Here is an 11,810-nt window from a genome sequence, read left to right on the forward strand (position 1 = left end):
CTGGCGTTGACTTTTGGCACGCTGTTGAGTTCTCAAGGAACGGTCGCTTCCTTTGTACTCACCCTCTCGGGCTTTCCTCCGGGCGCTTCCCTTCGGTCTTGCGTTTCCGACTCTATCAGATGCTTTCTGCATCCGATTCCCGGTCGGCGGGATTTGTCTGCGGCTTTTGGCTTTCGCCTCCGGCCTTTCGACGTTCACTACGTTAGCCGCTTTCCTCGGCGACTCATAATCGAGTCTCGCGAGTTCGCATTCGAGCGCGCGGGCGCGCCAGAAGCGACCCCGCTGAGGGGGTGTGGCTAGGTAGTGGGTTGGCCGCTCCGGCTGCAGGCGATCGCCGTACCCGGTTCAGCGGCTCGGGCCACATTACGCATCCTGCCGAGCCGAGTCAACCTCGGCGGCGCCTGGGGACATGGGCGCGGTAGGGGCTGACGGTCGGGTCGTCGGCGACCCAGAACCGCCACGGGTGGAGGTCGCCGTTCCCGCCCTCGCCGGCGACACCGGTGCGGGGGCCGCTGCGTACCTGGTCGGAGGGGACCGGGGCCCCGGCCAGCATCCTCAGAGGGGTCTCGCCGGAGGTGCACGCGTCCGTGCCGTCCAGGGCCCGGTCGACCTCCAGGGCGGTGGCCAGCCGGGCGGGGCCCTTGGCCAGTTCCTTGTCGTTCCTGGCCGAGACGCGTCGCTTGCGGGCCAGCTCGGCGCCCTCGACGACCTCGCCGGCGCGGAGCAGCACCGCACTGGCCCGGCCCTCGGGTCCGCAGACGAGGTTCATGCAGTGCCACATGCCGTAGGTGAAGTAGACGTACACGTGTCCGGGCCGGCCGAACATCACCGCGTTGCGTGCGGTGCGGCCGCGGTAGGCGTGGGAGCCGGGGTCGTTCTGGCCGTCGTAGGCCTCGACCTCGGTGAGACGGAGGGCGATCGGGCCGTCGGGTGTCGTCCGGACCAGGATGCGGCCGAGGAGGTCGGGCGCGACCTCCAGTACCGGGCGGTCGAAGAAGCTTCGGGGCAGTGGCGTACGGTCCGGGGGCGCGATCATGCTCTCCGAGGGTAGTCCAGACGGGGCACCGCCCCGGCGGAACCGGGTGCGGGCGGATCGCGTTTGTACGGGTCGAGGGTCCATTCGCAAAGGGAGAGTCATGGCGTTCAAGAAGCTGCTCGCGAGCCTGGGGGCCGGCGGGGCGTCGGTCGAGACGGTGCTCACCGAGGTCAACGTCGTACCGGGTGGTGTCGTCCAGGGTGAGGTGCGGATCCAGGGCGGGTCCGTGAACCAGGCCATCGAGGGGCTGTCCGTCGGCCTGCAGGCCAAGGTCGAGGTGGAGAGCGGCGACCAGGAGTACAAGCAGGACATCGAGTTCACGAAGGTGCAGCTCGGCGGGGCCTTCGAGCTGCAGGCGGGGGCCGTGCACGCGGTGCCGTTCGGGCTGGAGATCCCCTGGGAGACGCCGGTCACCATGATCGACGGCCAGGCGCTGCGGGGGATGAACATCGGTGTGACCACCGAGCTGGCGATCGCACGGGCCGTGGACTCCGGCGACCTCGACCCGATCAACGTGCACCCCCTGCCGGCGCAGAAGGCGATCCTGGACGCGTTCATCCAGCTGGGCTTCCGGTTCAAGAGCGCGGACATGGAGCGCGGCCACATCCGGGGTACGCGGCAGAAGCTGCCGTTCTACCAGGAGATCGAGTTCTTCCCGCCGTCGCAGTACCGGGGTCTGAACCAGGTCGAGCTGAGCTTCGTCGCCGACGAGCACGCGATGGACGTCGTCCTGGAGATGGACAAGAAGCCGGGTCTGTTCAGCGAGGGCAGTGACACCTACCGGTCCTTCCAGGTGGGTCTGAACGACTGGCAGGGGACCGACTGGGCTGCTTACCTCAACCAGTGGCTGTCCGAGGTCGGCAGCAAGCGCAGCTGGTTCTAGGCTCGGAGTCACTGGTTCCAGATCATCGATCAGGAGGTACCGAGGTGACCGAGCTCAAGCGGCGGCCGCTCCCCCACGATTTCCACCCGCCCGTGCCGTCGTTCACGGTGACGAGCGAGGACGTCGAGGAGGGCGCGACGCTGAAGGGCGCCCAGGTCCAGGCGGAGGGCAACACCTCGCCGCAGCTGCGCTGGGAGGGTTTCCCGCCGGAGACCAAGAGCTTCGCCGTGACGTGCTACGACCCCGACGCGCCGACCGGCAGCGGGTTCTGGCACTGGGTGCTGTTCGACATCCCGGCCTCGGTGACGGAGCTGCCGGCGGGGGCGGGCGGCGGGAAGTTCGAGGGGCTGCCCGAGGGCGCCGTCCACGCGCGCAACGACTACGGGACGAAGGACTTCGGCGGTGCCGCTCCGCCGCCCGGGGACGGTCCGCACCGGTACGTGTTCACCGTGTACGCGGTGGACCAGGAGAAGCTGGGTCCGGACGCGGATGCTTCTCCGGCCGTCGTCGGCTTCAATCTGCGGTTCCACACGCTCGCGCGTGCCCAGCTCATCGGCGAGTACGAGAACCCCGCGCAGGGCTGACCCCGGCGCACGGATCCAGCCAAGGGTTCATTGAACGTTTGCCCGCCTCCGGTCTTGGAAGTGATCGGAGGCGGGCATTTTTTATTGCGTTGTCCATCTCGGCGCGCCCGTCCAGAGTTGATCCGAGCCCGCCGGGGGGTGGGCAGGTGCACACGGGAGGTGGGCTGGGTGCGTGACACGCTGGTTCTGAACGCGAGCTTCGAGCCGCTGTCGACGGTGACGTTGAACCGTGCGGTGGTGCTGGTGCTCCAGGACAAGGCCGTGGTCGAGCAGGCCCATCCCGAGCTGCGGATGCGGGGCGCCGACGTCGACATACCGGCGCCTCGGGTGATCAGGCTGTGCCGGTATGTGCGGGTGCCGTTCCGAAGACGAGCCCCGTGGTCGCGGCGGGGGGTGCTGGTACGGGACCGGCACCGGTGCGCGTACTGCGGGCGCCGGGCGACCACCGTGGACCACGTGGTGCCGCGGTCGCAGGGTGGGCAGGACACGTGGCTGAATACCGTCGCCGCGTGTGCGGAGGACAACCACCGGAAGGCCAACCGGACTCCACAGGAGGCGGGGATGGCGCTGCTGCGGGAGCCGTTCGAGCCGACGCCGGCCGACGCGATGTTGCTCGCGCTGGGGGCCGAGGAGTTCGAGGCGCTTCCCGAGTGGCTCGCACGGGAAGCGGCCTAGGGTGTGTCTCTTTGACGGGTTGATCAGTTGATCGCACCTGGTGAGAGGGCCTCACTCTCCCTCTTGCGGGACGCCGTGGGTCGCGGCAAGGCACGGCGACCGGACGCGTCAGCGTTCGGTGATTGATTACGACGTGATCACCCCTTGCCGCAGGCCCCGTAACGCGATCACGCTTCAGCCCTCTTCGGGCGTCTCCCGCGAAGGTGAGGTGCGTGTGTCAGGCGTCCGCCGCGTACCGCCAGAACTCCCTGATCACCGGTGCCGGCGCCGGGCCCATCGCTGCCACTTGAGTCAGCAGGATGGTGACCGTACCCGTGGCCGGGATGATGTGAGCCGCTGTGCCCGTGCCGCCTACCCAGCCGTAACGGCCGGGCACATTCCACGGGTTGGTCCGGTCGATGTCGACCGAGCCGCCGAAGCCCCAGCCCTGGCCCTCCAGGAACAGCCGGCCGATGTCGCGCTGTGCCGGATTCGTATGGTCGGTGGTCATCATGCGTACGGAGTCGGCCGACAGCACCCGGCGGCCGTCGGCCGTCACCCCGCCGGCCAGCAACATCCGGCAGAAGGCCAGCCAGTCGTCGGCGGTGGAGGCCAGCCCGCCATTGCCGAGCGGTAGCGCGGGGAGGCTGCTCCACTCGCCGTCCGGGCCGTCGGCGAGCTCCAGGCCGCCGCCGTCTCCTGGCCTGTAGAAGCTGGTGAACCGGCCGCGCTTGGCGGCGGGCACCTCGAAACCGGTGTCCACCATGCCCAGCGGCCCGAAGATCCGCTCCGTCAGGAACTCCGGCAGCGGCTGTCCGGTGATCCGCGAAATCAGTACCCCCTGTAGGACGGAGCAGGTGTCGTACAGCCAGGCAGCGCCCGGTTGGTACAGCAGCGGGATGCGGCCGAGCGCCGCCATCCACTCGTCGGCCGGCGGGAAGTTGCTCGGCACCCGGCCGTCCTTTTGCACCGTGAACAGCTCCCGCACCGCCGGCAGGGTGAAGTCGGAGGGGAATCCGTACCCGGCTTGGGAAGCCAGCACGTCGAATACGGTGACGGGCCGGTCGGCCGGCACCACGTCGTCCACCGGGCTCGCCGGCGTGCGTACGACCACCGGTTTCCCCAGCTCCGGCAGCCACCTCCCGACCGGGTCGTCCAGTGCCGTCGTGCCCTCCTCCACGAGGATCAGCAGTGCGGCGGCGGTGACGGACTTGGTGATCGAGGCGACCCGGAAGATGGAGTCCCTCGCCATCGGGGCGCCGCCGCCGACGTCCTGCGCTCCGACGGCCACCACCTCGACCTGATCGCCCCGGGCCACGAGGCCGACCGCTCCCGGCAGCCCACCGGCACCGAGGTGGGCTTCGAGCACGTCGTGCAGGGTCGTCATGCGGCCGCCTTCCGGAAGACTGCTGTCGAGGAACAGACTTCCGCACGGGCCGGGAATCATCGGCGTCGACAGGTCTGGTGGCCGAAGCTTCGTCGCGGAACGTCGCAAGAAGACCAGATCATGATCGCGTCACGAGCTCTTGGCGTTCCCCGGCGCTTCGGACCCAGCGGTAGGTGGTGTCGTCCAGGGGCAGCACGAAGGCTCGGGCAGCGCCGAGCGGCGCGGTCGCAGTGGCCGGCTCGGTGAGCGGAACTGGTCGGAACAGCGCCTGGTCGGCCGTGTCCTTTAGCGGCGTAGCGGCTCCAGCTCGTGTTTCGGCAGTCGGCCGCGTTCCTCGTCCCGTGCCGTGATGATCCCGGTGTGGGGCGAGGGAGACTTCCGGACGAGCAACGGGCGCTGCTGAGGCCGTTGTTGTCGGTCGCGGTGTCGGGCCGGCCGTCACCGGGTCGGAGGAAGCTGATGGACGGGCTCCGGTGGCGGGTGCGGCCCAGGCGTCTGCCGGGCCTCGTCCGCCGACGGCCGTGGCGTCCTCCCCCGTCGCTCGGTTCCCCGCGCCCCTGACGGGGCGCGGTGGGAGCCCGGTGTCCGGATGGCTCCCTCAGTCGATCCCCGGCTTCTCCCGGCGCTCGGCGCCGGACGCTCCGCCGCCGCCCGAGGAGCCGTTGCCCGAACCTCCGCCCAGGGGGCCGAAGTTGCCCATCGCTCCGGAGAGGCCCTTGAGGGCGTCGCCGATTTCGCTGGGGACGATCCAGAGCTTGTTGGCGTCTCCCTCGGCGATCTTGGGGAGCATCTGGAGGTACTGGTAGGACAGGAGCTTCTGGTCGGGGTCGCCGGCGTGGATGGCCTCGAAGACCGTGCGGACGGCCTGGGCCTCGCCCTCGGCCCGCAGGGCTGCCGCCTTGGCCTCACCTTCGGCGCGCAGGATCTGGGACTGCTTCTCGCCCTCCGCGGTGAGGATGGCGGCCTGGCGGGTTCCCTCCGCGGTAAGAATCGCGGCACGCTTGTCCCGGTCGGCGCGCATCTGCTTCTCCATCGAGTCCTGGATGGAGGTGGGCGGCTCGATGGCCTTGAGTTCGACGCGGTTGACGCGGATGCCCCACTTGCCGGTGGCCTCGTCGAGGACACCGCGCAGGGCCGCGTTGATCTCCTCGCGCGAGGTCAGGGTCCGTTCGAGGTCCATGCCGCCGATGATGTTGCGCAGCGTGGTGACGGTGAGCTGCTCGATCGCCTGGATGTAGCTGGCGACCTCGTAGGTGGCGGCCCGGGCGTCGGTGACCTGGTAGTAGATGACCGTGTCGATGTTCACGACCAGGTTGTCCTGGGTGATCACCGGCTGCGGCGGGAACGGGACGACCTGTTCGCGCAGGTCGATGCGGTTGCGGATGGTGTCGATGAACGGGACCACGATGTTGAGGCCCGCGTTCAGCGTCCGCGTGTAGCGGCCGAAGCGCTCCACGATGGCGGCGCTGGCCTGTGGGATGACTTGGATGGTCTTGATCAGGGCGATGAAGACCAACACCACCAGGATGATCAAGACGATGATGACCGGTTCCATCGTCGTTCCCCGTACCCTTCTCCGCCTCGGCGCCTTCGGCCGATCTCATGACTGTTGAGGATCTTGCTGGTCGAGTCTGACAGACCGTCGTGCAACGCGTGAGTCGTTCTCGGTGAGTTGTCCTCAGATGACGATCGCGGTGGCTCCTTCGATGTCCACGACGTCCACCTCCTGGCCCGCTTCGTAGGCGCGGCCGGTGTCGAGGGCGCGGGCCGACCAGACCTCCCCGGCGAGTTTGATGCGGCCGCCGGACGCGTCGACCCGCTCCAGCACGACTGCCTGCCTGCCCTTCAACGCCTCCACTCCGGTGGCGAGTTGGGGGCGCTGTCGGCTGTGCCGGGCCGCGATGGGCCGGACGACGGCGATGAGGGCGACGGAGACGACGACGAACGTGAGGACCTGCAGGACGGCGTCGAAGCCGAGCGCGGAGACGACCGCCGCCGCGACGGCTCCCACCGCGAGCATGCCGAACTCCGGCATCGCGGTGACCACGAGCGGGATTCCGAGCGCCGCCGCGCCGACGAGCCACCACACCCATGCGTCGATGTCGTTCACATGGTCATGGTAGGGCCGTGGCCGGGCGGCGGACAGGGCGCGAAGGGGGGAGCGGCGGGGTCAGGACAGGGGCAGGCCCTGGGCGGTCCAGCGGTCGCCGACCTGCTCCACGACGAGCGGGAGGCCGAAGCAGAGGGAGAGGTTGCGGGAGGTGAGTTCGAGCTCGATCGGGCCGGCGGCGAGGACCTTGCCCTGGCGGATCATGAGGACGTGGGTGAAGCCGGGGGCGATCTCCTCCACGTGGTGCGTGACCATGATCATGGAGGGGGCGATGGGGTCGCGGGCGAGGCGGCCGAGGCGGCGGACCAGGTCCTCGCGGCCGCCGAGGTCGAGACCGGCGGCGGGCTCGTCCAGCAGGAGCAGCTCGGGGTCGGTCATCAGGGCGCGGGCGATCAGGGTGCGCTTGCGCTCGCCCTCGGAGAGCGTGCCGAACTTCCGGTCCAGGTAGTCGCTCATGCCGAGGCGGTCGAGGAAGGCGCGGGCGCGCCGCTCGTCGACCTCGTCGTAGTCCTCGTGCCAGGTCGCGGTCATGCCGTAGGCGGCCGTGAGCACCGTCTCCAGGACGGTCTGGCGCCTGGGGAGCTTGTCGGCCATGGCGATGCCGGCCATGCCGATCCGGGGGCGCAGGTCGAAGACGTCGACCTTGCCGAGGGTGTCACCGAGGATGGTGGCGGTGCCCTTGCTGGGGAAGAGGTAGCTGGAGGCGACGTTCAGGAGGGTGGTCTTGCCGGCGCCGTTGGGGCCGAGGATGACCCAGCGCTCGCCCTCCTTCACCGACCAGGAGACCTGGTCCACCAGAGCCCGGCCCTCGCGGACCACGGATACGTCCTGAAGCTCCAGAACATCGCTCATGAGCGCGTTGTCTCCCCTTGCAGTGTGGCCGGTCTCGGCTCGCGTACGCCTGTGGCTCGGGTCCGCCGCGCCGGTGGGCGCAGCCCTTATGAAATCTACGCCACGAGTGCCCCGCTCCATTCCATCGGTCCGGTCCTTAGGGTGGGGGCATGCTCTCGGAACCGCGTTCAGGACGCCTTGCCGCTTGGGGAAATGCCCTTTTGGCCGGACTTGTCTCTCCGGATGACGCCGTACTCGCCATCGTGGGCGAGGACGCGGTGCACCGGGTGGAGGGGCTGCCCGACGAGTCCGCGCCGGTCGGGCTGACGCTCGCGCTGGGGCGGCTGCGCGCGCTGGGGGTGACCGGGCTGCGGGTGGCGCTGCCGGCGCCGGGGCATCCGCTGGGGCTGAGCGGTCCTCCGGAGTTCAATGCGCGGGCGCTGGAGGCCGAGGAGGCGGTGGTCTGTCACGGCGCCGCGTTCGGGCTGGTGCCGGAGGTGTACGAGGCCGGACCGCAGGGCGATGTGCACGTCGAGGTGGTCTGGCACGTGCTGCCGGTGCGCCAGGCGCCGCCCGCCGACGTCCCGTCGCTGGGCGAGGCCGAGCGGGAGCTGGCGGAGGCGCTCAGGGAAGCGACCGAGGTGCTGTCGAAGCTCGATGTCGCCGGGTCCGGTCCGGTGGCGGAGGCGGCGATCGACGCGTACCGGGCGCGGGTCGAGCGTGGGCGCGAGGTGCTGGCGCCGGGATATCCGCCACGTGCGGTCCGGGTGCTGGAGTTGGCCCGGCGGGTGGGGCTGCTGGTGTCGCTGGCGTACGGCGGCGGGCACGGGGGTGCGGTCAGCTCGGCCGAGATGAGGGCGCGGGCGGAGGCGCTGAGGCCGGTCGAGCGGACGGCCCGGCGGGCGCAGGTGGCGGCGTACAACGCGTACGTGGAGGAACGGGAGCGGGGGGTGCGGTAACCGCGTCCGGGGGGAGGGACCCGAGAGGCCTCCCGGCGGGTCCGGGAGGCCACGGGGCGCCGTCGGGCGGTCCTCAGTGGTTGAGGCCGAGGTTGCCGAAGGCCGGGTTCAGCACACCGATGACGTTCACGCTGTTGCCGACCGCGTTCACCGGGACGTGGACCGGGACCTGGGCGACGTTGCCCGAGCCGACGCCCGGGGAGCCGGCGGCCTCGCCGGCCGCGTGGGCACCGCCGTGGGCGGAGGCGAGGCCGGCACCGGCGGCCACCAGGCCGCCGGCCACCATCGTCACGGCCGTTGCCTTCTTCAGGTTCTTCACTGTCTGCCCCTCCTAGGCTGTCACCGCGGCGATCACCGCGGCACGCACTGGAGAACGGCGGGGATCACCGGAGGGTGCGCCATCCGGGTGACATTCCCACGACGGTATGAATCTCAGTCCGGGCCGTGACCCTCCGTGTTGCCTCGGGTGAGGCTCGGCGAGGCCCTGGTGAGGGCGCTTCAGCCGGTCACCCCGTGGCGTACGGCCCACAGCGCGGCCTGGGTGCGGTCGGCGAGGTCGAGCTTCATCAGGATGTTGGAGACGTGCGTCTTGACGGTCTTCTCGGACAGGACGAGGGCGCGGGCTATCTCCCGGTTGGAGCGGCCGTCCGCGATCAGGCCGAGCACCTCGCGTTCCCGCTCGGTGAGCGAACCGCCTCTGCCCTGGCCGGTGTTGGCCTCCTCCTGGGAGAGCAGGGCGTCGGCGACCTCCGGCTGGAGCAGGACGTGCCCCGCGTGCACGGAGCGGATGGCGGCGGCGAGGGCGTCGGGGTCCACGTCCTTGTAGACGTACCCGGCGGCGCCCGCGCGCAGGGCCGGGACCACCGTGCGCTGCTCGGTGAAGCTGGTAACGATCAGCACGCGCGCGGGGTTGTCGAGTTCGCGCAGTCTGCGCAGGGCGTCGATGCCGTCCATGCCCGGCATCTTGACGTCCATGAGGACGACGTCGGGCCGCAGTTCCTCGGCGCGGGCGACTCCCTCCGTGCCGTCGGCGGCCTCGCCGACCACCTCGATGTCGTCCTGCACCTCCAGGAAGGTGCGCAGGCCCCGGCGGACGACCTGGTGGTCGTCGACCAGCAGCACCTTGATCGGTTCACCCACCGGGGACCTCCATCTCGATCGTGGTGCCCTTGCCGGGCGCCGACCGCACGGTCAGCGTGCCGCCGGCCCCGCTCGCCCGGTCCCGCATCGAGACCAGGCCGAGGTGGCGTCCGGCGCGGCGGACGGCCGTGGGGTCGAAGCCGCTGCCGTCGTCGGTGACGCGCAGGACGGCTCCGCCGCCGCGCCGCTCCACGCTGACGTCGACCCGGTCGGCTCCGGAGTGGCGCAGGGCGTTGTGCAGGGCCTCCTGGGCGACCCGGAGCAGGGCCTCCTCCTGAGCGGCGGGCAGGGCACGGAAGCCGTTGCTGGTGAAAGTCACGCGCGCGCTGTGGGCGCGGTCGAGGACCTTCGTCTGGGTGCGCAGGGTGGCGATCAGGCCGTCCTCGTCCAACTCTGCGGGCCGCAACTCCACGACGGCTGCGCGCAGTTCGTCGACGGCCTCGGCGGCGAGGCAGGCCACCTGGTGCAGTTCGCCCTTGGCGCGGGCGGGGTCGCGGTCCACGAGCGCGGCTGCCGCCTGGGCCGTCAGGCGCAGGGAGAACAGCTTCTGGCTGACCGCGTCGTGCAGTTCGTGGGCGAGGCGGGAGCGCTCCTCGGCGATGGTCAGTTCACGGCTGCGCTCGTAGAGGCGGGCGTTGGTGAGGGCGATGGCGGCGTGCTGGGCGAGGATGGCGAGCAGTTCCTCGTCGTCTCGCGTGAAGCCGCAGCTGCCCTCGGGTTTGGCGCAGCGCTTGTTCGCGAGGAACAGGGCCCCGATGACCTCCTCGCCGTCCTTGATCGGCAGGCCCAGGAAGTCGACCAGGTCGGGGTGGGCGGCCGGCCACCCCTCGAAGCGGGGGTCCTTGCGCACGTCGGCGAGGCGCTCGGCCTTCGCCTCGTGCAGCATCGCGGCGAGGATGCCGTGCTGGCGCGGGAGCGGACCGATGGCGCGCCACTGGGCGTCGCTGACGCCGTCCACGACGAACTGGGCGAAGCCGCCGTGGTCGTCGGGGACGCCGAGGGCGGCGTACTGCGCGTCGAGCAGCTCGCGGGCGGAGGCGACGATCGTCTTGAGGACGTCGCGCACCTCCAGGTGCCTGCTCATGGCCAGCAGCGCGGAACTCACCGCGGCGAGGCCGGACCGGGGGCCTTGACTCATGTCCTCACGGTACCGGCGGGGTCCGACACCACGGATCCGCCCCGTGACGGCGGACGCCGGTCCTCTCGGCTTAGGACGGGTGGCCTAGGTCCTCGGTATGGGGGGTGGGCCTTCGGCGTGGGGCGTGGGGCGTGGGCCTTCGGTATGACGTGGGCCTTCGGTGTGGGGCGTGGGCCCGGGGCGGGTGGTGCGGGCCACCGGTCAGGAGTGCAGGACGCGGACCGCGGGCCAAAGGCGGACGGGCCGAGGACGGGGTGGCGCAGGCCACCGGCGCTGGGCAAAGGTGCAGGTCACCGGCGCTGGGCGCGGACGCAGGCCACCGGCACGGGGCGCAGGCCGCTGACCGCGGGCACCGAGCGTGGGCGCGTGACCCGTATGGAAGGGCGCAGGCCGTTGGCGTCAGGCGTAGGGCACAGGCCGGCACCGGGCATCAGGCGCAGGCCGCGGAGCATAAGCGGACGGGCCGATAACGGGGTGGCGCAGGCCATCAGGCCACCGGCGCCGAGCGCGAGCGCAGGCCACCGGCGCGGGGCGCAGGACGCGGACCGCGGGCACCGAGCGTGCTCGCCTGACCCGCACGAAAGGACGCAGGCCGTTGGCGTCAGGCGTAGGGCACAGGCCGACGCCGGGCACCAGACGCAGGCCGCAGGCCAAAAGCGGACGGGCCAAGGAGGGAAGCGCACAGACCACAGGCGCCAAGCCCAGGTGCAGGCCACCCGCGCCGAGCGCGGGCGCAGGCCGTAGGCGCGGGGCGCAGGACGCTGACCGTCGGCACCCCACGCGCCTGACCCGCACGAAAGGACGCAGGCCGCTGGCGTCAGGCGTAGGGCACAGGCCAAAAGCGGACGGGCCGAGGACGGAGGGGCACAGCCCACCGGCGCCAGGCAAAGGCGCAGGCCAGCCGCGCCGAGCGCGGGCGCAGGCCGTAGGCGCGGGGCGCAGGACGCTGACCGTCGGCACCCCCGCGCGCGTGACCCGCACGAAAGGGCGCGGGGACATCGGGCGTAGGCCGTCGGCACCCGGCGTGCGCGAGCGACCCGCACGGAAGGGCCCAGGCCACGGGCGCGGGGGCATCGGGCGCAGGACGC

Annotated in this window: 12 protein-coding genes; 4 read left to right on the forward strand and 8 right to left on the reverse strand. The window is 71.1% G+C overall.

The annotated features are described in order from the left end of the window. Positions 1–385 precede the first annotated feature (385 nt). Positions 386–1,036, reverse strand: coding sequence for a DNA-3-methyladenine glycosylase (locus tag ACZ4VF_RS07725; RefSeq protein WP_467923795.1), 651 nt, complete (start codon positions 1,034–1,036; stop codon positions 386–388). A 100-nt stretch (positions 1,037–1,136) separates the two neighbouring features. Between ACZ4VF_RS07725 and ACZ4VF_RS07730 the strand changes: the two genes are divergently transcribed. The 3 genes from ACZ4VF_RS07730 to ACZ4VF_RS07740 all read left to right on the forward strand — a co-directional run bounded on the left by ACZ4VF_RS07730 (position 1,137) and on the right by ACZ4VF_RS07740 (position 3,178). Further along, positions 1,137–1,919: a sporulation protein gene (locus tag ACZ4VF_RS07730; RefSeq protein WP_467923796.1), complete on the forward strand. Its 783-nt coding sequence runs from the start codon at positions 1,137–1,139 to the stop codon at positions 1,917–1,919. Between the two features lie 44 nt (positions 1,920–1,963). Then, complete coding sequence (locus ACZ4VF_RS07735; RefSeq protein WP_467923797.1) at positions 1,964–2,503, forward strand: YbhB/YbcL family Raf kinase inhibitor-like protein; 540 nt, start codon at positions 1,964–1,966, stop codon at positions 2,501–2,503. Positions 2,504–2,671: 168 nt separating this feature from the next. Beyond that, positions 2,672–3,178 carry an HNH endonuclease gene (locus tag ACZ4VF_RS07740; RefSeq protein ID WP_467923798.1) on the forward strand — a complete coding sequence of 169 codons (507 nt, stop codon included), beginning with the start codon at positions 2,672–2,674 and terminating at the stop codon, positions 3,176–3,178. A 217-nt stretch (positions 3,179–3,395) separates the two neighbouring features. Here the strand turns inward: ACZ4VF_RS07740 and ACZ4VF_RS07745 are convergent, their stop codons facing one another. The 4 genes from ACZ4VF_RS07745 to ACZ4VF_RS07760 all read right to left on the reverse strand — a co-directional run bounded on the left by ACZ4VF_RS07745 (position 3,396) and on the right by ACZ4VF_RS07760 (position 7,506). Then, a complete protein-coding gene (locus tag ACZ4VF_RS07745; RefSeq protein WP_467923799.1) occupies positions 3,396–4,544 on the reverse strand; it encodes a serine hydrolase domain-containing protein in 1,149 nt (382 codons plus the stop codon). 598 nt (positions 4,545–5,142) lie between these two features. Continuing rightward, the gene (locus ACZ4VF_RS07750) at positions 5,143–6,099 is read right to left on the reverse strand and encodes an SPFH domain-containing protein (RefSeq protein ID WP_467923800.1); all 957 of its coding nucleotides are present in this window, start codon (positions 6,097–6,099) and stop codon (positions 5,143–5,145) included. 123 nt (positions 6,100–6,222) lie between these two features. Then, positions 6,223–6,654, reverse strand: coding sequence for an NfeD family protein (locus ACZ4VF_RS07755; RefSeq protein WP_467923801.1), 432 nt, complete (start codon positions 6,652–6,654; stop codon positions 6,223–6,225). Between the two features lie 60 nt (positions 6,655–6,714). Next, complete coding sequence (locus ACZ4VF_RS07760; RefSeq protein WP_467923802.1) at positions 6,715–7,506, reverse strand: ABC transporter ATP-binding protein; 792 nt, start codon at positions 7,504–7,506, stop codon at positions 6,715–6,717. Positions 7,507–7,655: 149 nt separating this feature from the next. Here ACZ4VF_RS07760 and ACZ4VF_RS07765 point away from each other — a divergent pair, with 149 nt between their 5' ends. Beyond that, complete coding sequence (locus ACZ4VF_RS07765) at positions 7,656–8,444, forward strand: hypothetical protein (RefSeq protein WP_467923803.1); 789 nt, start codon at positions 7,656–7,658, stop codon at positions 8,442–8,444. A 73-nt stretch (positions 8,445–8,517) separates the two neighbouring features. On the opposite strand, the gene ACZ4VF_RS07770 is transcribed toward ACZ4VF_RS07765, so the two are convergent. The 3 genes from ACZ4VF_RS07770 to ACZ4VF_RS07780 all read right to left on the reverse strand — a co-directional run bounded on the left by ACZ4VF_RS07770 (position 8,518) and on the right by ACZ4VF_RS07780 (position 10,722). Next, on the reverse strand, positions 8,518–8,763 hold the full coding sequence (locus tag ACZ4VF_RS07770) for a chaplin (protein WP_467923804.1): 246 nt from the start codon (positions 8,761–8,763) through the stop codon (positions 8,518–8,520). Between the two features lie 179 nt (positions 8,764–8,942). Beyond that, positions 8,943–9,584: a response regulator gene (locus ACZ4VF_RS07775; RefSeq protein ID WP_467923805.1), complete on the reverse strand. Its 642-nt coding sequence runs from the start codon at positions 9,582–9,584 to the stop codon at positions 8,943–8,945. Next, on the reverse strand, positions 9,577–10,722 hold the full coding sequence (locus tag ACZ4VF_RS07780; RefSeq protein ID WP_467923806.1) for a GAF domain-containing sensor histidine kinase: 1,146 nt from the start codon (positions 10,720–10,722) through the stop codon (positions 9,577–9,579). The genes ACZ4VF_RS07775 and ACZ4VF_RS07780 overlap by 8 nt, the downstream gene beginning before the upstream one ends. Positions 10,723–11,810 lie beyond the last annotated feature (1,088 nt).

It is taken from the genome of Streptomyces sp. NPDC029151, from assembly GCF_055564315.1.